The organism is Streptomyces sp. NBC_00075 (assembly GCF_045041225.1).
Taxonomy (GTDB): Bacteria; Actinomycetota; Actinomycetes; order Streptomycetales; family Streptomycetaceae; genus Streptomyces; species Streptomyces adonidis.
In genome coordinates, this window is the sequence record NZ_CP108243.1 from 6,850,138 (window position 1) to 6,873,996 (window position 23,859).

The 23,859-nt window shown below is 70.6% G+C and carries 17 protein-coding genes and 1 other RNA gene; 10 read left to right on the forward strand and 8 right to left on the reverse strand.

The window, feature by feature from the left end; translation table 11 throughout:
- Positions 1 to 229: 229 nt before the first annotated feature.
- Positions 230 to 3,805, reverse strand: coding sequence for an FHA domain-containing protein (locus OG787_RS29930; protein WP_405540625.1), 3,576 nt, complete (start codon positions 3,803 to 3,805; stop codon positions 230 to 232).
- A gap of 449 nt (positions 3,806 to 4,254) precedes the next feature.
- Between OG787_RS29930 and OG787_RS29935 the strand changes: the two genes are divergently transcribed.
- From OG787_RS29935 to OG787_RS29950, 4 genes are all read left to right on the forward strand, one after another.
- Positions 4,255 to 6,003, forward strand: coding sequence for a serine/threonine-protein kinase (locus OG787_RS29935; RefSeq protein ID WP_369037485.1), 1,749 nt, complete (start codon positions 4,255 to 4,257; stop codon positions 6,001 to 6,003).
- 366 nt (positions 6,004 to 6,369) lie between these two features.
- Complete coding sequence (locus OG787_RS29940; protein ID WP_369037486.1) at positions 6,370 to 7,632, forward strand: serine/threonine-protein kinase; 1,263 nt, start codon at positions 6,370 to 6,372, stop codon at positions 7,630 to 7,632.
- A 238-nt stretch (positions 7,633 to 7,870) separates the two neighbouring features.
- On the forward strand, positions 7,871 to 8,977 hold the full coding sequence (gene prfB, locus OG787_RS29945) for a peptide chain release factor 2 (protein ID WP_369035613.1): 1,107 nt from the start codon (positions 7,871 to 7,873) through the stop codon (positions 8,975 to 8,977).
- 278 nt (positions 8,978 to 9,255) lie between these two features.
- A complete protein-coding gene (locus OG787_RS29950) occupies positions 9,256 to 9,870 on the forward strand; it encodes an LPXTG cell wall anchor domain-containing protein (protein ID WP_369035612.1) in 615 nt (204 codons plus the stop codon).
- Between the two features lie 86 nt (positions 9,871 to 9,956).
- Here the strand turns inward: OG787_RS29950 and OG787_RS29955 are convergent, their stop codons facing one another.
- Complete coding sequence (locus tag OG787_RS29955) at positions 9,957 to 10,148, reverse strand: hypothetical protein (protein WP_235478254.1); 192 nt, start codon at positions 10,146 to 10,148, stop codon at positions 9,957 to 9,959.
- Positions 10,149 to 10,467: 319 nt separating this feature from the next.
- On the opposite strand from OG787_RS29955, the gene ftsE reads away from it, so the two are divergent.
- From ftsE to ssrA, 5 genes are all read left to right on the forward strand, one after another.
- Positions 10,468 to 11,157, forward strand: coding sequence for a cell division ATP-binding protein FtsE (gene ftsE, locus OG787_RS29960; RefSeq protein ID WP_044472073.1), 690 nt, complete (start codon positions 10,468 to 10,470; stop codon positions 11,155 to 11,157).
- A gap of 27 nt (positions 11,158 to 11,184) precedes the next feature.
- The gene (gene ftsX, locus OG787_RS29965) at positions 11,185 to 12,105 is read left to right on the forward strand and encodes a permease-like cell division protein FtsX (RefSeq protein WP_369035611.1); all 921 of its coding nucleotides are present in this window, start codon (positions 11,185 to 11,187) and stop codon (positions 12,103 to 12,105) included.
- A gap of 67 nt (positions 12,106 to 12,172) precedes the next feature.
- Entirely contained in the window at positions 12,173 to 13,351 is a 1,179-nt protein-coding gene (locus tag OG787_RS29970; protein ID WP_405537148.1) for a S41 family peptidase, read from the forward strand.
- 57 nt (positions 13,352 to 13,408) lie between these two features.
- Entirely contained in the window at positions 13,409 to 13,891 is a 483-nt protein-coding gene (smpB, locus tag OG787_RS29975; protein ID WP_369035609.1) for an SsrA-binding protein SmpB, read from the forward strand.
- A gap of 130 nt (positions 13,892 to 14,021) precedes the next feature.
- Positions 14,022 to 14,424: a transfer-messenger RNA gene (gene ssrA / locus OG787_RS29980) on the forward strand.
- A 62-nt stretch (positions 14,425 to 14,486) separates the two neighbouring features.
- Here the strand turns inward: ssrA and OG787_RS29985 are convergent.
- The 6 genes from OG787_RS29985 to OG787_RS30010 form a co-directional block, all read right to left on the reverse strand.
- Positions 14,487 to 15,500, reverse strand: a complete 1,014-nt coding sequence (locus OG787_RS29985; protein ID WP_369035608.1) for a LacI family DNA-binding transcriptional regulator — start codon at positions 15,498 to 15,500, stop codon at positions 14,487 to 14,489.
- Positions 15,500 to 17,758: an alpha-xylosidase gene (yicI, locus tag OG787_RS29990; RefSeq protein ID WP_405537150.1), complete on the reverse strand. Its 2,259-nt coding sequence runs from the start codon at positions 17,756 to 17,758 to the stop codon at positions 15,500 to 15,502. The genes OG787_RS29985 and yicI overlap by 1 nt, the downstream gene beginning before the upstream one ends.
- Positions 17,759 to 17,782: 24 nt before the next feature.
- Positions 17,783 to 18,607 carry a carbohydrate ABC transporter permease gene (locus tag OG787_RS29995; RefSeq protein WP_405537151.1) on the reverse strand — a complete coding sequence of 275 codons (825 nt, stop codon included), beginning with the start codon at positions 18,605 to 18,607 and terminating at the stop codon, positions 17,783 to 17,785.
- Complete coding sequence (locus OG787_RS30000) at positions 18,604 to 19,578, reverse strand: carbohydrate ABC transporter permease (RefSeq protein WP_369035605.1); 975 nt, start codon at positions 19,576 to 19,578, stop codon at positions 18,604 to 18,606. Before OG787_RS30000 ends, OG787_RS29995 begins: the two co-directional genes overlap by 4 nt.
- Complete coding sequence (locus OG787_RS30005; protein WP_405537153.1) at positions 19,575 to 20,876, reverse strand: extracellular solute-binding protein; 1,302 nt, start codon at positions 20,874 to 20,876, stop codon at positions 19,575 to 19,577. The genes OG787_RS30000 and OG787_RS30005 overlap by 4 nt, the downstream gene beginning before the upstream one ends.
- 122 nt (positions 20,877 to 20,998) lie before the next feature.
- On the reverse strand, positions 20,999 to 22,339 hold the full coding sequence (locus OG787_RS30010; RefSeq protein ID WP_405537154.1) for an MFS transporter: 1,341 nt from the start codon (positions 22,337 to 22,339) through the stop codon (positions 20,999 to 21,001).
- 83 nt (positions 22,340 to 22,422) lie between these two features.
- Between OG787_RS30010 and OG787_RS30015 the strand changes: the two genes are divergently transcribed.
- Entirely contained in the window at positions 22,423 to 23,415 is a 993-nt protein-coding gene (locus OG787_RS30015) for a LysR family transcriptional regulator (RefSeq protein WP_369035603.1), read from the forward strand.
- Positions 23,416 to 23,859: the final 444 nt, after the last annotated feature.

The following is a 23,859-nucleotide window of genomic DNA, read 5'->3' on the forward strand; positions in this document are numbered from 1 at the left end:
CTCCGGCCCTGAACGGGCCTTGTCCTCAAACGCCGGACAGGCTGAGTAGATCACCCCACCCGGCGATCGAAGACAAGGCCGGCCTTGTTCGCCACCCACCCTCCTGCAACCCCTCTAGCCCGTCCGGCGTTTGAGGACGAGGCCGTTCAGGCCGAAAGGGGGGTCTGGGGGCGCAGCCCCCAGGGATGGGACGGGTAGGGGCGGCGGGGGCGAGGAAAGCCCGCCCCGCTCACAGCAGCGACGGAACCTCCGTCGCCGACACCGAGCGCGCCGCTCGTTCCAACGCGCTCGCCAGCAGTGCCAGGTCCGTGGGCCCGTTGCCCAGTTCGCGGACCGGGCGGCGGGTCGGCGGGTCGCCCATCCGCTGCCAGTCCAGCGTGGCGACCGTCGGGCGCAGCGTCGCCGTGCGAGGGATGCGCCCCGTCACCCGGCCGCCCTGGAAGGGGATGCTCCGACCGTCCGTCCCGCTCAACCGGCCCCGCCCCGCCGCAGGCTCGTCCGGCCCAGGCGCCGGCGCATCCAGCACGACCCGCAGCGCGGCCCCCCGGGCCAGCTCCGTCTCCGCCGTACGCCCACCGAACCCCGCCGCGGCCACCAGATGCACCCCGAGCCGCTCACCCTCCCGGGCCACCGCCTCCAACGCCCGCACCACGGACCCCGCCGACGGCCGGCCCGGCGACCCCAACGGCGGCGAGACCAACGCGTCCAGATCGTCCACGACCACCACCAGCCGGGCCAGCGGCGGTGTCTCCGTACGCCGTCGGCTCGCCGCCGGACGCAACCGCAACGTCGAACTGGGCGGCGTGTCCAGATCTCCGGCGCCTTCTCCTGCGCCCGCCGAACCCTGTGTGCCCGATCCCGATCCCGATCCCGACCGCTGCGGGCCGATCCGGCCGGACAGCTCGCGCCCGGTGTGCCACTCGCCGAAGCCGACCCGCCCGAGCAGCTCGGCCCGCCGCTTCAGCTCGGCGCTGAGCGACTGGGCGAACTCCCGCATACGGACGGGATCGTTGGCCGTGAGGTGGGTGGTGACATGCGGAAGGTCGGTGCACACCCGCAGCCCCTCCCCGTGCGGCGCGCTCCCGCCGGTGCCGTCCCGGCCGTCCATCAGCACGATGCCCAGCCGGTCGGGCCGCTCGGCGGCGGCCAGCGACGCGACGACCGCCCGCAGCAGCTCCGTACGGCCGCTGCCGGGCGGGCCCTCGATCAGCAGGTGCGGCCCCTCGGCCGCGAGGTCCACGCCCACCGGCCCGCGCGGGCCCGCGCCCAGGACGGCCCAGGCCCGGCCGCCGAGCGTCTCGGTGTCGTCGGCCGCGTCCGCCCAGCGGGCCATCAGGGACGCCGGGGTGGCCCGGGCGAGCCCCAACTCGTCGAGCAGCCGCGCCGCTTGTGGCAAGGGCGCGGAGACCCGCTGCTGGCGTCCTCCGGCCGCGCCGTCGGTGCGCAGCGGAGCCAGCGCCCGCCCGAACCGCTCGGCCCAGGCCAGGGACACGGCGTCCACGGCGGCCACGGAACCCTGCCCGACCAGCCCGGCGCGACCGCCGAGGTCCGCCTCGGCGGAGTCCGGCCGCCCGGGTGCGCTCACCCCCGCCCGTGCCACCCGCATCACATGCAGCGCCGTGGCCACGTCACCGCCGAGCAGCGCCACCGCCCCGCACTCACGGAACGGCGGCGAGGCCGCGCACGCCGCCTCGTACGTCTCCGTCACCGGGGACACGGGCGACGCCGCCTCCGTCTCCGCGAGGCACACGATGTGTATCCCGGCGCGCGGTCCTTCGTGCGCCAGCCGCGCGACGGCCTCACGGACCGCCGCACCGCCCGGATCGCCGTCCACGACGACCACGGTGTACGGCCCCGCGAAACCGCCCGCCCCCGACGACTCGTCAGGGTCGTCGTCCCGCGCCCAGGAGGGCCGTCGGGCACCCTCCGAACCACTGTGGCCCGGCTCTCCGCCGCCGTGGGCGAGGGTCTTCGCCGCCGTCTCCGTGTCGTGGTCCTCCAGACGGCGCAGGAGTTCGTCCGTGCGGGCCGTGGCCTGTTCGCGGTCGTAGGCGAGGAGGAGCCGGCAGTCCTGGCCGTGCCCGGGGCGCAGATGCGGGAGCCAGCCGAGCCAGGACCACTCGGCGGTGCGCTCCTCGGGGGTGCGCGAGCGGTCCGCGCTGATCAGGACGATCTCCAGGGCCTCCGGGGAGTGCAGCGCGGCCAGCTGGGCCACCACCGCGCGGGCCAGCCCCGCGAGCCGCGCGCGCGGGCCGGCCAGCCCCAGCGCCCCGACCTCACGCAGCCCGGCGGTCACCGGGACGGCAGGGAGCAGCCCCGAACCGTCGGGGGCCGCGCGGTCCGCCGTACCGAGCCGGACCGTGAGTGCCTCCGGGTGGCCCGGGCCGCGCTCCCAGAGGCGGGGGCCGGGGCCCAGGGCCGTCAGCAGCAGTGCCGCCGGGTCGGGCCAGCTCTCCGGTGCCTGTGCCGGTGTCTGTGGTACGGCGCTCGTGGACTCCGGGGTCGGCGCGTCGGCCACCGGCCCTTCGTCCTCGTACTCCTCGTCCTCGGCCGTCTCCTGCTCCCCGCGCCCGCCGGTCAGCCGCCGCGCCCACTTGGAGAGCCCACCGCGCCTGCTGCGGACTCCCGGCGGAACGTCCGTCCCCCGCAGGGGCGTCCCCTTGCGCCCGCTGCCCCCGGAGAACTCCGCCTCCGCCTCCGAGTCGTCCTCGTCGTGGGCGCGGGCGTGCGGTACCGCCCTGGCCGCGGATGTCTGTCCCGGTACGGAGAAACCGGCGCCGTGGGTCTCCCCGGCACCGCCCGGAACCCGGCCCGTGCCCGCCGTGCCCCGGGTCTCGATCCTTGGTGCCCGCCCCTGACCCGGGACCAGCGGCTGCGCAGCCTCCGCCGGACCCCGCGCACCGCGCGACTCGGGCACGCTCCCGGCCGCTCCCCAGCTCGCCGAACCGTAGGCGTGATGGGTCTCCCCGGAGGGCGGCTTCGCCGTGCCGCCGGGCCGCACGCGCGCGGAGTTCGCGGTGTATGCCTGGGACGGCCGCCGGTCGCGGGTGTCCTCGTCGGCCTCCTGGGCGGCGTCGTTCGACGGACGGCCCGGGGCCTTCGTACTCCCCGGGGTGACGCTCACGCGGACATGGCCCTCGCCGTCCGGCGTCGTGCCCACGCGCGTGGCGGCGTCGCCAGGTGGCGTCAGCCGCAGGGCCGACTCGCCGATGCGCAGCAGGGCGCCCGGTGCGAGGCGGACCGGGCGGGAGCCGAGGCGGGCGCCCGAGAGGGTCGTGCCGTTCGTGGAGCCGAGGTCCGCGACCGCTATCCGGCCGTCCGCCGCGACCGTGACCGCGCAGTGCAGCCGGGAGACGTCCGGGTCGTCCAGCGGGACGTCGGCGTCGGCGGAGCGGCCGATGGTGATCTGGCCGCCGTGCAGCAGATGGACCCCGCCCGCGTCCGGTCCCGCCACCACATGGAGCTGGGCCGCCGCCTCGTCCGCCTCGGGGTGCGGCTCGGGCTCCGCGGGGGTGCCGAGGGCCAGCACGGCGCCGTCGACCAACGGGGGTTCGCCCAGGGTGCAGCGCTGGGTGTCGAGGCGCTGGTCGCCCACGTACAGCACCACCGCGCCGCCGCTCTCGCGGCCTGGGCCGCGCTCGGGCATCGACGCACCGTCGCCCGCGACCGCCGAGGCCAGGGCCGAGGCGACCGCGGCGAGCGCCGTGCCGGCGGGCGCGGTGACCAGTACGTCGCAGCTCGCGGCACGCGCCCACGGCTCCGAGGGCGGCCCCAGCGGGTCTACGACGGTCAGCCGGATCTGCATCGCCGTCAGCGGTCCCTTCTGCGCGGGCACCCGGGAAGGAGGACGAAGCCACGCCACGGGTCCCACCACCGCGGACTTCCCCCACCGCACACGAGCACGTCGGCCAGTACTGGAGGCATCCTCGCACCTGCCACTGACAACGCGCCCGCCCCCCACCCATAAGTGATCTTGAATGGTCACCTCTGCCCGCAAAAGTGCCTGACCAGTGAGCGGCGGCTGTCCGATTCGGATCGGTTTGGTTATCGGTTTGAGATCGGTCACGTTCGGGATCCGGCAACCGAAGCGACCGAATCGGGCGTCTTTCCATCGAACATGTGCGGGAGGCCGTACGTAGCCGTACATGGACGGCGGCCGTTCCCAGGGGGTCCCGGGAACACGGCACTACAGTGGGTCGGAACACCGTGTACGGGATGCGTGTACGGGATGTACGTACGCAAGGGAGCCATGACGTGCGGCCGGTAGGGAGCAAGTACCTCCTTGAGGAGCCGCTGGGACGCGGCGCCACAGGCACCGTCTGGCGTGCCCGCCAGAGGGAGACCGCGGGAGCCGAGGCCGCGGTGGCAGGCCAGCCCGGCGAGACCGTGGCGATCAAGGTCCTCAAGGAGGAGCTCGCCAACGACGCGGACATCGTGATGCGCTTCCTGCGCGAGCGGTCCGTGCTGCTGCGGCTGACCCACCCGAACATCGTCCGGGTACGGGACCTGGTGGTCGAGGGCGATCTGCTGGCGCTGGTCATGGATCTCATCGACGGTCCCGACCTGCACCGCTACCTGCGGGAGAACGGCCCCTTCACGCCCGTCGCCGCCTCCCTCCTCACCGCCCAGATCGCCGACGCGCTCGCCGTCAGCCACGCCGACGGCGTCGTGCACCGGGACCTGAAGCCCGCCAACGTCCTGCTCATGCAGGACAACGGCCGGATGCACCCGATGCTCACCGACTTCGGCATCGCCCGCCTCGCCGACTCCCCGGGCCTCACCCGCACCCACGAGTTCGTCGGCACGCCCGCGTACGTCGCCCCGGAGTCCGCCGAGGGCCGTCCGCAGACCTCCGCCGTCGACATCTACGGCGCCGGCATCCTGCTGTACGAGCTGGTCACCGGCCGTCCGCCGTTCGGCGGCGAGTCCGCCCTCGAAGTGCTGCACCAGCACCTCAACGCCGAGCCGCGCCGCCCGTCGACCGTGCCCGAACCCCTGTGGACGGTCATCGAGCGCTGCCTGCGCAAGAACCCGGACGAACGGCCCAGCGCCGAGAACCTCGCGCGCGGGCTGCGTGTCGTCGCCGAGGGCATCGGCGTCCACTCCAACTCGATGCAGATCGCGGCGGCCGAGGGGGTCGTCCATCTGCTCGCCCCGGATCCGGCGCCGACCGCGGTGCCCGGAGCGGGCGACCCGACCCAGGTGCTGCCCCACGGTGGGGGAGCGCAGGGGGCGTACGACCCGAACGCCGCCACCAGCGTGCTGCCGCACACCGGGGGGCCCGTTCCCGCGGGTTCGGGTTCCTTCGGCGCCGCGGACCCCACGGCCGTCATGCCGCCGGTGCCGCAGAACCGGCCAGGAGGGCCTGGCAGCCCCGAGGAGCCGCACCCCTGGCAGAACCAGCTGCGCGCCGCCCGGGACCGCAACGAGCAGACGCAGGTCCAGTACCTGGACCCCGGCGAGGACCCCCTGCGCCGCCGCCCCCAGCGACAGCCGGGCCGGCCGCCGCAGCAACAGCCCCAGCAGCCGCCGTACCAGCAGCAGCGGGGGCCGCAGCCGCAGCCCGGATACGGGTACCCGCAGGGGCCCGGACAGGGCCGGCCGCCCCAGCACCAGCAGTACGCGCCGCCGCAGCACCAGCAGCAGCCGCAGCGGTACGCCCCGCCCGCCCCGGCGCCCGCGCCGCAGCAGCCCCAGCGCCCTCAGCAGCCCGAGGGCCGGCCGCCGCGCGAGCCGAGGGAGCCCCGCCGGCGCAGTGCCAACCCGATGAAGATCCCCGGGCTCGGCTGCCTCAAGGGGTGCCTGTTCACGATCGTCATCCTGTTCGTCGCCGCGTGGCTGATCTGGGAACTGAGCCCGCTCCAGGGGTGGATCGGTTCGACGAAGGGGTTCTTCGAGCAGATCGGTGACTGGATCGACACCGTCAGCGGGTGGATAGGGGATCTGGGCGGTGGCTCCGGGGGCTCTGGCGGTTCCGGGGGTCCTGGGGGCGCCGGGAACTAGCCCGCGCGCGTGCAGTAGCGCTCCGGTCGGCGGTCGCGTGGTGGTGTCCTGCCGCGGTGTCCTGCCATGGTCCGGGCAATCCGGCGGAAGTCGAGGCAATTGAGGAGCAGATGGGCTGCGCTCCGACTGTGATTCCGGTACGACTCTGGGGATTTGTCGACACCTGGCGGGTGATTTCCGTCCTGGCGGTGAAGGTTACGGCTCCGGACGCGTAGTTTTATCGGCTGAGGTCGAGGCTTTGTCGGCCGGGGGTCCGGGGGTGGCCCCCGGGTCGGCGCAGTCTCGGCTGAGGTCGAGGTCTCGTCGGCTGGGGGTCCCGGGGACCCGTGGCATAGCCGCTGGTGTTACGCGTCTGTAGGAGCAGTCTTGGCACGGAAGATCGGCAGCCGGTACACCGCCAACCAGATCCTGGGGCGGGGCAGCGCCGGCACGGTGTGGCTGGGCGAGGGACCCGAGGGGCCCGTCGCCGTCAAGCTGTTGCGCGAGGACCTGGCGTCGGACCAGGAGCTCGTCGGACGCTTCGTACAGGAGCGGACCGCGTTGCTCGGTCTCGAACACCCGAACATCGTGTCCGTACGGGACCTGGTGGTCGACGGGAACGACCTCGCGCTCGTCATGGACCTGGTGCGGGGTACGGACCTGCGCACCCGGCTCGACCGGGAGCGCCGCCTCGCACCCGAGGCCGCGGTCGCGATAGTGGCCGACGTCGCCGACGGGCTGGCCGCCGCGCACGCCGCCGGGGTCGTGCACCGCGACGTCAAGCCGGAGAACGTCCTGCTGGACATGCAGGGCCCGCTGGGCCCCGGCGGCTCGCACCCCGCCCTCCTCACGGACTTCGGCGTCGCGAAGCTCATCGACTCACCGCGGCGGACCCGGGCCACGAAGATCATCGGTACGCCGGACTACCTCGCCCCCGAGATCGTGGAGGGCCTGCCCCCGCGCGCGGCGGTCGACATCTACGCGCTGGCGACCGTCCTGTACGAGCTGCTGGCCGGCTTCACGCCCTTCGGCGGCGGCCATCCCGGTGCGGTGCTGCGCCGGCATGTGACGGAGACGGTGGTCCCGCTCCCCGGGATCCCGGAGGAACTGTGGCAGCTCCTCGTGCAGTGCCTGGCCAAGGCGCCGGCGTCTCGGTTGCGGGCGTCCGAGCTGGGGGTGCGGCTGCGGGAGCAGCTGCCGTTGCTGGTGGGGATGCCGCCGCTGGACGTGGACGAGCCCGAGTCGGAGGACGCGGGGGAGGGCCAGGGCGAGGGGCAGGTTTCTCAGGGCGAGGTGTACGACGAGGTTGCCGTGCCGGTGGGGGAGCGGGTGCGGAGGGGGGCGGTGCCTCTGGTGCGGGGGGCGAAGCCGGACTCGAACCGGGACACGCATACGTCGATGCGGGTGCCTGGGCCGGATGAGCTGGCGGGTGGGGCGCTGGGGACGGCGCGTGTGCCGCGTCCGGCGGGGGCGCCGCGTCCTGGCTCGGCCAGGCATCGGGCTTCGGCGCGGCGGCGTCGGCTGACGCTGGGGGTCGCTGCGGTGGCTCTGGTGGCGGCGGTGGGGGTCGGCACGTGGCTGGCCACGTCCGGGGACGACGCGGGGGCGACCCCCCAGGACACGAAGAACTCGGCACCGGCGTCACCGTGAGGGGCCATTTCGCCCCCGCCGCCCCTACCCGTTCCCATCCCTGGGGGCTGCGCCCCCAGACCCCCCTTTGTCCTCAAACGCCGGACGGGCTGACAAACCAGCCCTCCGGCGTTTGAGGAGCGGGGGTTCGGGGGCGGAGCCCCCGAGGGATGGGAACGGGTAGGGGCGGCGGGGGCGAGGAAAAGGCGGTTCGGCTGGGGGAAAGTCTGTCGCTCGGTGGAGCCGTTACGCTGGTGTCGTGGCAGTCGTCGATGTATCCGAAGAGCTCAAGTCCCTCTCCTCGACCATGGAGTCGATCGAGGCCGTCCTGGACCTCGACAAGCTGAGGGCAGATGTCGCCGTGCTCGAGGAGCAGGCGGCAGCGCCGTCCCTGTGGGACGACCCGGAGGAAGCGCAGAAGATCACCAGCAAGCTCTCCCACCTCCAGGCGGAGGTGAGGAAGGCCGAGGCGCTGCGCGGGCGGATCGACGATCTGAGCGTGCTCTTCGAGATGGCCGAGGAGGAGGACGACCCGGACACCCGCGCCGAGGCCGAGGCCGAGATGACCTCCGTCAAGAAGGCGCTGGACGAGATGGAGGTCCGTACGCTGCTCAGCGGCGAGTACGACTCCCGCGAGGCCCTCGTCAACATCCGCGCCGAGGCCGGTGGCGTGGACGCCGCCGACTTCGCCGAGAAGCTTCAGCGGATGTACCTGCGGTGGGCCGAGCAGAAGGGCTACAAGACCGAGGTCTACGAGACCTCGTACGCGGAGGAGGCCGGCATCAAGTCGACCACCTTCGCCGTTCAGGTGCCGTACGCCTACGGCACGCTCTCCGTCGAGCAGGGCACGCATCGCCTCGTGCGCATCTCGCCCTTCGACAACCAGGGGCGTCGCCAGACCTCCTTCGCCGGTGTCGAGATCCTGCCCGTGGTGGAGACGACCGATCACATCGAGATCGACGAGTCCGAGCTGCGGGTCGACGTCTACCGCTCCTCCGGTCCCGGCGGCCAGGGCGTCAACACCACCGACTCCGCGGTGCGGTTGACCCACATCCCCACCGGCATCGTGGTCTCCTGCCAGAACGAGCGGTCGCAGATCCAGAACAAGGCCACCGCGATGAACGTCCTCCAGGCCAAGCTCCTCGAGCGCCGCCGCCAGGAGGAGCAGGCCAAGATGAACGCGCTCAAGGGCGACGGCGGCAACTCCTGGGGCAACCAGATGCGTTCGTACGTCCTGCACCCGTACCAGATGGTCAAGGACCTGCGGACGGAGTTCGAAGTCGGCAACCCCGAGGCCGTGTTCAACGGCGAGATCGACGGTTTCCTCGAAGCCGGGATTCGCTGGCGCAAGCAGCAGGAGAAGTAGGGCCCGCAGAGAACGCCTTATCGACAAAGCAACCGCCGCCAATCGGGCGGCGGTTGCTTTGCTTTACGTCACATTCACAGGGTCTATGTGCGGCAATGATGGAACAAGCGGACATTGCGTACGCAACGACCTTGACGTTCCCTTGGAAAATCGGAAGGGTAACGCGCGGCATGCGTATCTCTGGGGCGCATGTGAACCGGGGGGTGCTCAACTCCCTGTCGATCACCGCCCCGAGCGCGGCTCCACCGATGAATTCAGCTACTGGGGGTAGCAGCCATATGACGAATAAGACGCGGATCCGGGTCGCGCGGATCGCGGCCGGAGCGGTGATCGCCGCCGGTGCGTCCTTCACCGCCGCGGGTATTGCCTCCGCAGACGACGAGGAATGCGTGCTCGTGGTCTGTGCCGGTACGCCGAGCCCGGACCCGACCCCGACCGACACCGGGGTTCCGACCCTGCCCGAGGACCCGCCGCCCACCACGGCCGACCCCGAGCCCTCCGTGCCCGAGAACCCGGACCCGACCACGGCCGACCCGGAGCCCTCGGAGCCCGAGGAGCCCTCCACCGAGCCGAGCGAGCCCACCGAGGAGGACCCGACCGCCACGCCGACGGACGACGACGGCAGCGGCACGGGCGGCGACGACACCGACGGCGGCGGCAACAACGCCGACCCCGACGGTGGCTCCAACACCTCCACCCAGGAGGAGGGCTCCTCCGCCCTCACCGACACGGGCTCGGAGACCTCGGCCCAGGGTTCGGGCGACGAGCTCGCCGAGACCGGTGCCGCCGAGACGACCTTCCTGATCATCGGTGCGGCCACGATGATCGCCGGCGGTATCGCCTTCCGCGTCCTCCCGCGCCTCGTGGGCGGCCGTGGCGGCGCTGCGGCCTAGTAGTCGTACACGTACGCACAAGGGCCCGGAGCATCGTCGCTCCGGGCCCTTCGTGCGTCCCTGGGTCCTGGCTGCCTGATGGCCGGCTATGCCGTCTGGTGTGCCACCAGTGCCAGTGCCGCGATCAGTATTGCCAGCAGCGCGATCAGCGCCATCGGGTTGAGTCCGGCGAACGGGTTCTCCTGCTGGAGCCGCTCGCGGTTCGCCCGGCAGACGGGACAGCGTCCCTCGCTCACGGGCGACGCGCAGTTCGCGCACACCAATCGGTCGTACGTCATGCGCCTTGCCCTCCTTGCGCCGCTTTCCCCTACACAACGCTTGCGGGAACGCAACCGTTCCCCGCTCTACCTCTCCACTGTGCCAGGTTCCTCCGGAGGTCGCGCGGTTCGCTCCGGGGAGGGTGGCTTGTATTGTCTCGCGGCCGGCGGTTGTGTGTGGCTTGTCGCGCAGTTCCCCGCGCCCCTTTGTCGGGGCTACGCCCCGTACAAAAAGCCGCAACCACTCCCTAACCGTGACCGGAGCCTGCGCCGGGACACCCGGGTCGCGTAGGGTCACGGTCGTCCGCCCCCGATGTCTCCGACGGCCTGTGGTGTATCCGTGATCCGATTCGACAGCGTCTCCAAGGTCTACCCCAAGCAGAACCACCCCGCCCTCAGGGATGTCACCCTGGAGGTCGAGAAGGGTGAGTTCGTCTTCCTCGTCGGGTCCTCCGGCTCCGGAAAGTCCACCTTCCTGCGGCTGATCCTCCGCGAGGAGCGGGCCAGCCACGGTCAGGTGCACGTCCTGGGCAAGGACCTCGCGCGCCTCTCCAACTGGAAGGTGCCGCAGATGCGGCGCCAGCTGGGGACGGTGTTCCAGGACTTCCGGCTGCTGCCGAACAAGACGGTCGCCGAGAACGTCGCCTTCGCGCAGGAGGTCATCGGCAAGTCCAAGGGTGAGATCCGTAAGTCCGTACCTCAGGTGCTCGATCTTGTCGGGCTGGGGGGCAAGGAGGAGCGGATGCCCGGTGAGCTGTCCGGTGGTGAGCAGCAGCGTGTCGCCATCGCGCGGGCCTTCGTGAACCGGCCCAAGCTGCTGATCGCCGACGAGCCGACCGGCAACCTCGACCCGCAGACCTCCGTCGGCATCATGAAGCTGCTCGACCGGATCAACCGGACGGGCACGACCGTGGTGATGGCGACGCACGACCAGAACATCGTGGACCAGATGCGCAAGCGCGTCATCGAGCTGGAGAAGGGCCGCCTCGTCCGTGACCAGGCGCGCGGCGTCTACGGCTACCAGCACTGACAGTCCCCCGAAAGGCTTGAGCACGCCATGCGCGCCCAGTTCGTACTGTCGGAGATCGGTGTCGGTCTCCGTCGCAATCTGACGATGACCTTCGCCGTCGTCGTCTCCGTCGCCCTGTCGCTCGCCCTGTTCGGCGGGTCGCTCCTGATGAGCGACCAGGTCAGCACGATGAAGGGCTACTGGTACGACAAGGTCAACGTCTCGGTGTTCCTCTGCAACAAGAGCGACGCGGAGTCCGACCCGAACTGTGCCAAGGGCGCGGTGACGAGCGACCAGAAGAAGCAGATCCTCGCCGATCTGGAGAAGATGGACTCGGTCGTGCAGAACGTCACGTACGAGTCCGCGGACGAGGCCTACAAGCACTACAAGGAGCAGTTCGGCGACTCTCCGCTGGCCAGTTCGCTCACCCCGGACCAGATGCAGGAGTCGTACCGGATCAAGCTCAAGGACCCGGAGAAGTACCAGGTCATCGCGACCGCCTTCGACGGGCGCGACGGGGTGCAGTCCGTGCAGGACCAGAAAGGCATCCTTGACAACCTGTTCGGGCTGCTGAACGGCATGAACTGGGCGGCCCGCGCGGTGATGGCGCTGATGCTCGTCGTCGCGCTGATGCTGATCGTCAACACCGTGCGTGTGTCCGCGTTCAGCCGTCGGCGTGAGACCGGGATCATGCGGCTCGTCGGTGCCTCCGGGTTCTACATCCAGGCGCCGTTCATCATGGAGGCCGCCGTCGCCGGGCTGATCGGCGGGGGTGTGGCCTGCGCCTTCCTGCTGGTCGCCCGGTACTTCATCATCGACCACGGGCTGGCGCTGTCCGAGAAGCTGAACCTGATCAACTTCATCGGCTGGGACGCCGTGCTCACCAAGCTCCCGCTGATCCTCGCGACGAGTCTGCTGATGCCCGCGCTGGCCGCGTTCTTCGCGTTGCGCAAGTACCTGAAGGTGTGACGCATGCCAAGGGGGCCGTTCGGTCAACCGACCGTACGGCCCTTCGCGTTGTCCTAGACTCACCGGCATGTCAGGCCGTGACCTGTTCGCACAGCCCCGCCGCGCAGGCCGCGGGGCGGCTCTGACGTTGCTCTTCGCCAGTGTCCTGGTCGCCGGTGCGGCCACCGGCTCGTTCCCCGAGCCCGCCGAGCGGAAGTCGGCCCTCCCGGACACCGCCCGCGCCGCCGCCCCCGCAGGTCACCACGAGGACGTCGCCGCCGCCGCTGCCGAGGCCATGGCCGACGGCAAGTCCCCCATGGAGGCCGCCGAGCGCGCCGTCAGCCGCAGCGGGGACCGCTGGGGGGCGGTGTACTCCCCGGGGGAGTACGAGGAGCTGGAGGAGGCCCTCGACGGCCAGTACACCGGCGTCGGGCTGTGGGCGCGGCGCGCGCGGGACGGCCGTATCGAGGTCACCAAGGTGCGGTCCGGGTCGCCGGCCGCCGCCGCCGGGATCCGCAGCGGAGACCGGCTGCTGAGCGTGGACGGCCAGGCGGTCGCCGGACGGCCGGTCACCGAGGTCGTCTCCTTACTGCGCGGTGACGCACAGGACGCCGCCGCCGGTACGACCGTCCGGCTCGGCCTGGAGCGCGGCACGCGCGCGTGGAGCGAGACCGTACGCCGGGCACTGCTCTCCACGGACTCCGCGACCGTCCGGCAGGTCGCCGACAGCAAGGTCACCGTCATCAGGGTCGCCGCCTTCACCAAGGGCGTGGGGGACGTGGTCCGCACCGCCGTACGGCAGGCTCCCACCCACGCCGGGATCATCCTCGACCTGCGCGGCAACTCCGGCGGACTGGTGGACGAGGCCGTCACCGCCGCCTCCGCCTTCCTCGACGGCGGCCTGGTCGCCACGTACGACGTCAACGGCGAGCAGCGCGCCCTGCACGCCGATCCGGGCGGCGACACCACCAGACCCCTGGTCGCGCTCGTCGACGGCGGCACGATGAGCGCGGCCGAACTGCTCACGGGAGCCCTCCAGGACCGTGGCCGGGCGGTCGTCGTGGGCTCCAGGACCTTCGGCAAGGGCTCGGTGCAGATGCCGAGCCGGCTGCCCGACGGCTCCGTCGCCGAACTGACCGTCGGCCACTACCGCACCCCGTCGGGGCGCGGCGTCGACGGCGTGGGCCTCACGCCCGACCTCGACGCCGACCAGGGAGCACTGGAGCAGGCGGAGACCGTGCTGAGCGGGTTGGGCGACCCCACGTAGGCCCTTGGTAATCCCCTTTCCCGGGAGCGGGTCCCTAGTGCGAAAATGGTCAGCACTATGGCTAAGGAAAAAGGGCGGAAGCTGATCGCCCAGAACAAGAAGGCGCGGCACGACTACGCCATCATCGACACCTACGAGGCCGGTCTGGTCCTCACCGGTACCGAGGTGAAGTCGCTGCGTCAGGGGCGGGCCTCGCTCGTCGACGGCTTCGTGCAGCTCGACGGGCACGAGGCGTGGCTGCACAACGTGCATGTGCCGGAGTACAGCCAGGGCACCTGGACCAACCACAGCGCCCGGCGCAAGCGGAAGCTGCTGCTGCACCGCGCGGAGATCGAGAAGCTGGAGTCCAAGTCGCAGGAGTCGGGCCACGCGATCGTGCCCCTCGCCCTGTACTTCAAGGACGGCCGGGCGAAGATCGAGATCGCGCTGGCGCGAGGCAAGAAGGAGTACGACAAGCGGCAGACGCTCCGGGAGAAGCAGGACCGGCGCGAGACGGACCGGGCGGTCTCGGCGGTGCGGCGCAGGCAGCAGCACGCGTAGCGCCGGTGGCGCCGGGAATTAGGTGGCATCGGCGCGCGTTGGTCACGTACGATGGCAACTGCACCTCACCGAGGGTGCGCCGTTCCTCTCCGGAGGGATTCCTCTTCGGAGGGCTTTGAAAAAACAACATGGGGATGATCGGTTTCGACAGCGGCTGTCGAAGCAGGTGAAGCGTGCCGAGGAAGCGGCCATGATCTCGTAAACCACAGGCCGAAAAAAATAATCGCCAATTCCAACAGCGATTCTCCCGCGCAGCAGTTCTCTCTCGCCGCCTGATTTCAGGTAGCGACGAGCCTGCTCCGCACTAATGGGAGTGTCAGCCCGGGAGTGTTCCCGACCCGGATCCTGGCATCAGCTAGGGGACTAAACCTTGATCCCGGTCACGGGGTGAAGAGGGAAATCTAACAGTGACTGGGCCCGTCGGCGACTTGTTCGCGTGATTGCCGGGGCCGAGAAAAGCACAGCGAACTGCGCACGGAGAAGCCCTGATTCCGCACCGTTGGACGCGGGTTCGATTCCCGCCATCTCCACAATTCCCATGTTATGCAGTACCAAAGGCCCCGTCGCTTTCGAGCGGCGGGGCCTTTGACGTGGCTCAGGGCGCCGTCCGCATCACCGTGCTCGCCCGTTCCGTCATCCGTGGTGGCAGGAGTGTCGTCTCCGGGCTGGGGCCCGTGCCGTTCAGTTTCTTCATCAGGAGGTCCACCGCCCGGGCCCCCACCTCCGCCGACGGTATGGCGACCGAGGTGACCGGGACGGGCAGGTTCTCGGCCAGGTCGTCCGGGCAGATCGCGGTGACGGAGAGGTCGCCGGGGACCCGTAGGCCGAGTTGTTCGAAGGCGTCCATCAGGGGTTCCAGGATCGCCTCGTTGTGGACCACGACCCCCGTCAGCGCCGGGTGCTCGCGCAGGAGTTGCTCCGCCACCACCCTTGCCCCGGCCGGGGTCGCCTCGCAGGGGTGCACCGAGGACGACAGCCCGCTCCGGTCCGCCGCGGCCGTGAACCCCTGGACCACACGCTGGGCGAACGCGGTCCGGCGTACGTACACGGCGGGTGGTGAGCCGATCAGGGCGATCACCCGGTGGCCCAGGGCCGCCAGCCGCTCCACGCACAGCTCGCCCGCCGCCTTGAAGTCCAGGTCGATGCAGGTCAGGCCGGCCGGGTCGGAGGGGAAGCCGATCAGGACCGACGGGAGGTCCAGTGTGCGCAGCAACGGCAGCCGGGGGTCGTCGAGTTGGACGTCCATCACGATCAGCGCGTCGACCAGTGCCGTGTCCGCCACCCGGTGCAGGCCGTCCTCGCCCTCCTCCTGGGTGAGGAGCAGGACGTCGTGGTCGTGGCGGCGCGCGGCCGTCACCACCGACACCGCGAACTGCATGACCACCGGGACATGGATGCCCGCCCGTAACGGCATGACCAGCGCCAGTACGTTGGATCTGCTGCTAGCGAGGGCGCGGGCGCCGGCGTGGGGGCGGTAGCCGAGTTCCTTGATCGAGCGTTCGACGCGCTGCCGGGTCTCCTCGGAGATCGGGCGCTTGCCGCTGAGGGCGTACGAGACCGTGCTCGGGGAGACCCCGGCATGCCGTGCCACATCGGTGATCTTCACCATCACTCGCCTCCCAGCTCCACGGTCAGGAACCCGGTGCCCGCCTTCGCCCGCGCCTCGCGTCCGCCCGCCGTCAGTCCCCACGGCGCCGACGGATCGCTGCACGAGGCCCGCAGGGTGTCGCCCTCGCGGACCACCGTGTACGTCAAGTCGCCTACCGGGACGGTCACTTGGGCGCCGCGCTCCAGGCCGTACGCGTGCAGGGTGACCCCGTCGGCGTACGGGTAGTCGGGGCGGTCGTCCACCGCGCCGACCGGGATCACCGAACCGGGGCGTACGAGCAGCGGCACGCTGTCGAAGGCGTGCTGTTCCCGCACCCAGCGGGGGCCCGTGACCGTCCGGCCGGTCAGGAAGTGGGTCCACTCGCCCTCCGGGACGTAGTACGAGACGTCCCCCTCGTCGCTGAACACCGGCGCCACCAGCAGGTCCGGGCCGAGCATGAACTGCCGTTCCAGGTAGGCGCATCCGGGGTCGTCCGGGAACTCCAGGACCATCGCGCGCATCATCGGGACGCCTTCCGCGCTCGCGGTGCGGGCGGCCTCGTAGAGGTAGGGCATGAGACGGAGCTTCAGCCTCGTGAACAGCCGCAGGACGTCCACGGCCTCCTCGTCGAACAGCCACGGAACGCGGTAGGAGGAGCTGCCGTGCAGCCGGCTGTGGGACGACAACAGGCCGAAGGCCACCCAGCGTTTGAAGAGCGCCGGGCTCGGGGTGCCCTCGAAGCCGCCGATGTCGTGGCTCCAGTAGCCGAACCCGGAGAGGCCGAGCGACAGACCGCCTCTCAGCGACTCCGCCATCGACTCGTACGTCGCCTCGCAGTCGCCGCCCCAGTGGACCGGGAACTGCTGACTGCCGGCCGTCGCCGAACGCGCGAACACGACCGCCTCCCCTTCGCCGCGGTGCTTGCGCAGGACGTCGAAGACGGTCCTGTTGTAGAGGTACGTGTAGTAGTTGTGCATCCGCTCCGGGTCCGAGCCGTCGGCGAACTCCACGTCCAGCGGCACCCGTTCACCGAAGTCGGTCTTGAAGCAGTCGACGCCCTGCGCGAGCACGGCCTCCAGCTTCGACGCGTACCAGTCGCGGGCCGCCGGACTGGTGAAGTCGACCAGGGCCATGCCCGGTTGCCACAGGTCCCACTGCCAGACACTCCCGTCCGGTCTGCGGAGCAGATGGCCAAGTGCCTTGCCCTCGGCGAAGAGTGGCGACCGCTGGGCGATGTACGGGTTGATCCAGACGCTGATGTGCAGGCCCCGTTCCTTCAGCCTGGCCAGCATGCCCTCGGGGTCGGGGAACACCCGTGGGTCCCACCGGAAGTCGCACCAGTTGAACTCGCGCATCCAGAAACAGTCGAAGTGGAAGACGGAGAGCGGGAGTTCACGCTCCCGCATGCCCTCGATGAACGACGTCACCGTCTCCTCGTCGTAGGAGGTGGTGAAGGAGGTGGAGAGCCACAGGCCGAACGACCACGGGGGCGGCAGCGCCGGGCGACCGGTCAGGGCCGTGTACTTGCGGAGGATGTCCTTGGGGGTCGGGCCGTGGATGACGTAGTACGTCAACTGCTGTGTCTCGGCGCTGAACTGGACCCTCGACACCGCCTCCGAGCCGACCTCGAAGGAGACCCGGCCGGGGTGGTCGACGAAGACTCCGTAGCCCGCGTCGGTGAGGTAGAACGGCACGTTCTTGTAGGCCTGTTCGGTCGCCGTGCCGCCGTCGGCGTTCCACATGTCGACGACCTGGCCGTTCTTGACCAGCGGTCCGAAGCGTTCGCCGAGGCCGTAGACGCTGGTCCCGACCCCCAACCCCAGCTGCTCGCGCAGGTAATGGGCCCCGGTCGTCGCGTCGCGCATGATGCCCATGCCCTTGGGGCCGCTGCTGGTGAGGACGCGGCCGTGGGCGAGGAAGTCGACGTGCCAGGGGGTGGTGCGGCTGACCCGGATCGAGAGGGTGCCGGAGGTCAGGGTCGCGTGTTCCTCGTCGTACTCCGTGTGGGCCGTCAACTCCTCTTTCCGCACCTCGAACTGGGGGCTCTGCGGCTGCTCGCCCTGGAAGTGGGTGAAGGTGACGCCGATGACGTCGGGCATCGGGGCGTGCGCGCTGATCGTCACGACGGGTCCCTTCAGCAGGTCGCCGCGGTGGCGGATGGGCTGGGTCGGCGCGTGGATGTCGAGCGTGCCGTCGGTGTCCGTCACGTCGAGGACCTCGACCGGGTGGGCGGCGGTGACGCCCTCGCGCAGCAGCCAGTAGCCGTCGGTGAACTTCACGTGGGGGGTCTCCTTGCTGCTGGACTACTTGACGGCACCCACGGCGATGCCGCGAGTGAGCGTTCGCTGGAAGACGAGGAAGAAGACGACAGCGGGCAACACGCCCAGCAGGGCGGCCGCGTTGGTCATCGTGGCGTCCATCAGACGCTGGCCCTGGAGGACACCGAGGGCCACCGACACCGTCTGGTTGTCGTTGGAGATCAGCATCACCAGGGGCAGCAGGAACTCGTTCCAGGTCCAGATGAAGAAGAAGACGAGGAGGACACCGAGCGTGGGGCGGCTGACCGGGACGACGATCCGCCACAGCACCTGCCACTTGTTCGCGCCGTCGATCCGCGCGGCCTCGATGATCTCCCGGGGGAACTGGCCGAGGACGGAGGAGAGGAGGTACGTACCGAAGGCCGCCTGGACGACCGTGAAGACGATGATCACGCTCAGCCGGGTGTCGTACAGGCCGACTTCCTTGCTCAGGTAGTACACCGGGTAGACCAGCGCCTCCTGCGGCAGCATGTTCGCCAGGACGAAGAAGGCCAGGACCCAGGTGCGGCCCCTGATCCGGCCGATGCCGATCGCGTACGCGTTCAGGACCGAGAGCACAGCCGCCAGGACCGCCACCGAACCGCTGATCAGCACCGAGTTGACGAGCTTCTGCCCGAAGTCGACCCGTTCCCAGAAGTCCTTGACGCCGTCGAGGTACAGGCCCTCGGGGAGGCTGAGCGGGCCGTTCGCGGAGTACTCGGCGGGCGACTTCACGGCGTTGACCGCGACGATCAGGAACGGGACGACCATGAACAGGGCCGCGAGGACGAGGGCGATGAGCACCGGGTAGCGGCGCAGGGCGGTCGTCACGTACGGGCTCCTTCCTCGGCGTCCTCCGCACGGGTCTGGAGTTTCAGGCCGATCAGCGAGAGGGCGAGGATGATCACCGTCAGGACGGTGGAGACGGCGGCGCCGTAGCCGACCTGCGTCTTCTCGAAGAACGTGGTGAAGGAGAAGTAGGACGGCACGTTGGTCGCGCCGCCCGGGCCGCCCTTCGTCAGGACGTACACCGCGCCGAACACCTTCAGCGCGGCGATCGTGCACCAGGTGAGGACGACGTAGATCTCGGGCCGGATCTGGGGGACCGTGATGTGCCGGAAGCGGCGCCACCAGCCGGCGCCGTCCAGTTCGGCGGCCTCGTAGAGCTGCGGGTCGACGCGTTGCAGGCCCGCCATGAAGACGACCAGGGGGAAGCCGAGCTGCACCCAGACCATCACGCCCATCACGCTGTAGAGCGCGATGTCCGGGTCGCCGAGCCAGTCCTGCTGCCAGGAGCCGAGCCCGACGGCTTTCAGCAGCTCGTTCAGCGAGCCGTTCTCGGGCGCGAGGATCCAGCTCCAGACGATGCCGGCGACCGCGATCGGCAGCACCTGGGGGAGGTAGAAGCAGGCGCGGAGCACGGCCGCCCAGCGACTCCCGAAGTGCTTGCCGACGTAGTCGAACAGGGCGGCGGCGAGGACGAGTCCGAGCGCCGTCGGTACGGCCGCCATCGCCACCACCATGAACAGGCTGTGCCGGAACGACGCCCAGAACTCCGAATCGTCCAGCAGCGCACGGTAGTTGGCGAGCCCCGACCACTCCGGGCTGCCCACACCCCGCCAGTCGGTGAAGCTCACCCCGGTGTTCATCAGGAACGGCACGACGATCACGGCGAGGAAGGCGAGGGCCCCGGGGAGGAGGAAGAGGGTGTACGAGTCCCTGCGGCGCCGCGAACTCCGGGGGCGGTGCCCGGAGTTGGTGAGACGGTGTCGGCTGCCGGCCCGTTCGACGGTGACCGTCATGTCTTCGGTACGCCCTTGTCGTACGCCTCCTGCAACGAGTCGAGGACCGCGTCCGGTTTCGCGCTGCCCGTGATCAGCTTCTGTACCTCGGAGACGAGGACGTCGTAGAAGCCGGGGACCGGCCAGTCGGGGTAGAAGGCGAGCCCGTCGCGGTCGGCGAGGGTGTTGAAGTCGGCGATGAGCGACTTGGCCTGCGGGTCGGTGATGGCGGCCGGGTCGGCGGCCACCGGGACCCCGCCCTTGTTGCCGAGCAGGTTCTGGATCTTCTCCGACATGGTGATGTCGATGAAGTCGTAGGCGAGTTCCTTGTTCTTCGCCCCCTTGGGGACGACCCACAGATTGCCGCCGGAGCCGAGGGTGAGACCGGTGTCGGGCCACAGGAACGTGCCCCAGTCGAAGGTCGCCTCGCTCTTGAAGCGGCCGTACCACCAGCTGCCGGAGAACAGGATCGGGCTCTTGCCCTGGATGAAGGAGACCCCGGCGTCCTCCGCCTTGAGGCTGCTGGACTTCTCGCTGATGTACCCCTTCTTCACCCAGTCGGCGAAGGTCTCGGCGCCGTACGTCCAGGCGGCGTCATGGAAGTCCGTCCTGCCCTTGTACAGCTCGTACTTGTCGACCCAGGCGCGGTCCGCCTTCGACAGGGCGAGCTGGTACAGGTACTGCTGGGCCGGATATTCGGCGCCGGCGCTTGCCAGCGGGGTGACGCCCTCGGCGACGAACTTGTCCATGGCGGCGGTGAGTTCGTCGAACGAGGTCGGCTCGGCGATCCCGTGCTGCTTGAAGAGATCCTTGTTATAGAACACCATCGTGTACTCGGCGTAGTTGGGCACGCCGTACCAACTGCCGGTCCCCATCACGCCGTTGGCGTCGTACTGGCTGGTGGTGCGGACACCGGCGCCGATCTTCTTGTCCCAGCCGCGCTTCGTCACCTCGGCGGTGAGATCGGTGAGCAGGCCCTGCGTGGAGAGCAGCCCTGCCGTCGCGTTGCCCTTGTTGTACTCCATCAGGTCGGGCGCGTCGGAGGAGTTGAGGACCATCGGGGCCGTCTTCTGGATCTGTTCGAAGCCCTTCTCCTCGAACTTCACCGTGACGCCCGGATGCGTCGCCTCGAACTCCTCGATGGCCGCGTTCCAGGCCACGGCCATCGCACTGTCGGGGCCTTCGTAGTGCCAGAGGCGGAAGGTCTTCCCGTCGGACGACCCGCTCTCCGAGCCGCCGCAGGAGGTCAGCAGCAGGGCCCCGGCCAGGCCCGCCGCCGCTATCATCATGCACCTGCCATTCCTTCTTGCCGTGAACATCCAGTGCCTCCAGGGGAGTCGGATGGATCTCGGTCACCCGTCACGCAGGGGGCGTCGAACTGATTCGACGTGTGTCGTCGAAGCGCTTCGACGGGCGAAGGTATGTGCCGCGTGCAACCGAGTCAATGGGATATACGGGAATCGGTCCGGCGGGCCGTGGCCAGTGACAGCACCAGCGCGCTCGCGGCCGCCGCGACCGGAACGCCGTACCCCGCCGTGGCCGACACATGTTCCGCCGTCCAGCCGCCGGCCGCCGAACCGCAGGCGATGCCGCCGAGAAGGCCGGTCACCGCGAGGGTCATGCCCTCGTTCAGGCGGCCCTCGGGGGTGCGGCCCTGGACCAGGGTCATGTTGGTGATCATCGTGGGCGCGGTGGCCATCCCGGCCACGAGCAGCGCGCCCGCGAGGACGCGGAGCGAGCCGGTCAGGGCGGCGGCGAGCAGGGGAAACGTCATCAGGACCGTCATCGCGGCCAGACACCAGGGGTGGCGCCGCTCGGCAGGTCCAGCGGGCTTCAGCGCCCCGTACAGCAGACCGGCCGCGCACGATCCGGCCGCCTGGAGGGCGAGTACGGCACCGGCGGCAGCCCTGTGCCCCCGCTCGTCCGCGAACGCGATCGTGACGACCTCCATCGACCCGAACACAGCGCCCGTGGCCAGGCACACGGCGAGCAGCGGGCGCATCCCGGGGGCGCGCAGCGGAGACGTACCGCGCTGGTGAAGCCCTTCGACGCGGGGCCGGACCGGCGGCTCGGTCGACCGCTGGGCGGCGAAGACGAGTACCCCGGTCATCATCAGCACCGCCCCGACGAGCGTGCCCGCCTCCGGGAACAGCGCCCCGCAGAGGAAGGCCGCGAGGACCGGGCCCAGCATGAAGCAGAGTTCGTCGGCGGACTGTTCGAAGGAGTTGGCGGTGTGCAGCGCCTTCTCGTCGCCGTCCAGGAGGTGGGCCCAGCGGGCGCGTGACATGCCGCCCGTGTTGGGGGTCGTGGCGGTGGCGGCGTACGCGGCGAAGAGGGTCCAGTCGGGGGCGCCGAGGTGCACGCACAGGAGCAGGGCGAGGGAGCCGAGGGCGGCAAGTGCCGTGGCGGGTACGGCGATTCGGGCCTGGCCGTGGCGGTCGACGAGCCGTGCGGTCCAGGGGGCGACCACGGCGGTCGCGGCGAGCCCGGTCGCGGTGACGGCACCGGCGAGGGCGTACGAGCCGCGCGCACCGGCGATCATGATGACCGCGCTCACGCTGAACATGCCCATGGGCAGCCGGGCGATCAGGTTCCCGGCGGTGAAGGCGCGGGTGCCGGGGACGGTGAAGAGACGGCGGTACGGGCCGGGCGGGCGCCGGGCGGACCTCGTACGGGGGCCGAAGTCGGCGATGACCAGGGTGTCCTGGGTGACGGCGGGGAGTGGGCGGGGGTGAGGGCGGGAGTGCGCACGAGCGCGGTCGTGAGGGGTTGGCTGCGGCATGTGTCCACCGTCGGCCCGAGCCGATCACCGGGTCCAACACCTGTTCCCCGCCCATTCACGCACTCCTGTTGTAAGTTCGCCGGATGCCCGCGTCTGCCCCGCACCACTCCGCCCCGCACCACCTAGACCCCCGTCTCCTGCGCGCCTTCGTCGCCGTCGCCGAGGAGCTGCACTTCACCCGGGCCGCCGCCCGTCTCTATGTGGCCCAGCAGGCGCTGAGCCGTGACATCCGGCGCCTGGAACGGGAGTTGGGCGCCGATCTCTTCGTACGGTCGACCCGGCGGGTGACGCTGTCGGCCGACGGTGAGCGGCTGTTGCCGTACGCCCGGCGGGTGTTGGCCGCCCACGACGAGCTGCTGGCCGCGTTCGGGGAGGCCCGGCCGCTGCTGGTGGATCTGAACTCGCCGGGGCTGGCGACCGGGCGGCGAGTGCTGCACCGGGCACGTGAACTCGCCCCGGAGTGCGAGCTGATGGCCCGGTTCGAGAGCGGACTCACCTTCGCGGCCGGGGAGTTGCTCGCGGGCCGGCTCGACGCGTCGTTCGGACGGTTCGCGGGCCTGGACCCGGTGCTGCGGGCCCAACTGGACCAACAGCCTGTGCGCTACGAGCCGATGGCGGTCGTCCTGCCCGAGGACCACCGGCTGGCGGAGCTGTCCGAGGTGCCGTTGGCCGCGCTGGCGGGGGAGACCGTGTACGCGGGTGCGGGAAACCCCCGTACACCGGAGTGGACCGATCTCGCCCGTCAACTCTTCGAGGGACGCGGCATCGACATCGCGCCACCCGCTCCGCTCGCTGTGGGCGACGAGGAGTTCCAGCGGATCATGGCCAAGATGCGGAATCCGATTCTCGTCGTGGTGGATTTTCCGCCCATGGCTCGAACAGTGTTGCGACCGCTGGTCGACCCTGTCCCGTTCTCGCCCGTGTCGTTGGTATGGCGGAAGGGGTTGTTGCATCCGGGAATCGATGCCCTTCGGCAGGCCGCGGCTCAGCTCTCGAGGGAGGAGGGATGGCTGCGGAGGCCCGCTGATGGTTGGATTCCAGCCACCGATGTCAACATCATTTCGGTCCAGAAGTAACACATGGCAAACACAGCACCTCCATGTGCGCTACATTCGAGGCCCGGGTGCAGTGTGATAAATGGGGGCGCTCGGACCGGATGGGGGTCCGGTTCGAACATGGATGTACGAATAACCCGGAATCGTACGCGCACCCGAAAGTTCCCGTGGGGGGATGTGCGTGCGTGTGAAGAAGTGGCGTGAAGACGCCCAACCGGAGTGGGCCGACAGCGAGGCCGCGTCCGGAACCCAGCAGCTTCCCGGAGTCGCTCCGGGCAGCACCGGTCCTGTTCCCCGGCAGAGACACGCCGGGGCACCGGCGCGCCCCGGGCGAACCGGAGGCAGAGGCGCGCATGCCCAGCCGCGTCAGGGCGGATCTGGACCGGCGGAACCGACCGGCCCGACCGATTCGATCGCGTCGCTCTCCAGCCGTCCCTGGGAGAACACCGCGGAGGCGGGTCACAC

Bases quoted from the DNA above. Each gene is read 5' to 3' on its own strand.
- OG787_RS29930 (WP_405540625.1), bottom strand. From the start codon at position 3,805: ATGCAGATCCGGCTGACCGTCGTAGACCCGCTGGGGCCGCCCTCGGAG.
- OG787_RS29950 (WP_369035612.1), top strand. From the start codon at position 9,256: ATGACGAATAAGACGCGGATCCGGGTCGCGCGGATCGCGGCCGGAGCG.
- OG787_RS29955 (WP_235478254.1), bottom strand. From the start codon at position 10,148: ATGACGTACGACCGATTGGTGTGCGCGAACTGCGCGTCGCCCGTGAGC.
- ftsX (WP_369035611.1), top strand. From the start codon at position 11,185: ATGCGCGCCCAGTTCGTACTGTCGGAGATCGGTGTCGGTCTCCGTCGC.
- OG787_RS29970 (WP_405537148.1), top strand. From the start codon at position 12,173: ATGTCAGGCCGTGACCTGTTCGCACAGCCCCGCCGCGCAGGCCGCGGG.
- smpB (WP_369035609.1), top strand. From the start codon at position 13,409: ATGGCTAAGGAAAAAGGGCGGAAGCTGATCGCCCAGAACAAGAAGGCG.
- OG787_RS29985 (WP_369035608.1), bottom strand. From the start codon at position 15,500: ATGGTGAAGATCACCGATGTGGCACGGCATGCCGGGGTCTCCCCGAGC.
- OG787_RS30000 (WP_369035605.1), bottom strand. From the start codon at position 19,578: ATGACGGTCACCGTCGAACGGGCCGGCAGCCGACACCGTCTCACCAAC.
- OG787_RS30005 (WP_405537153.1), bottom strand. From the start codon at position 20,876: ATGTTCACGGCAAGAAGGAATGGCAGGTGCATGATGATAGCGGCGGCG.
- OG787_RS30010 (WP_405537154.1), bottom strand. From the start codon at position 22,339: ATGCCGCAGCCAACCCCTCACGACCGCGCTCGTGCGCACTCCCGCCCT.
- OG787_RS30015 (WP_369035603.1), top strand. From the start codon at position 22,423: ATGCCCGCGTCTGCCCCGCACCACTCCGCCCCGCACCACCTAGACCCC.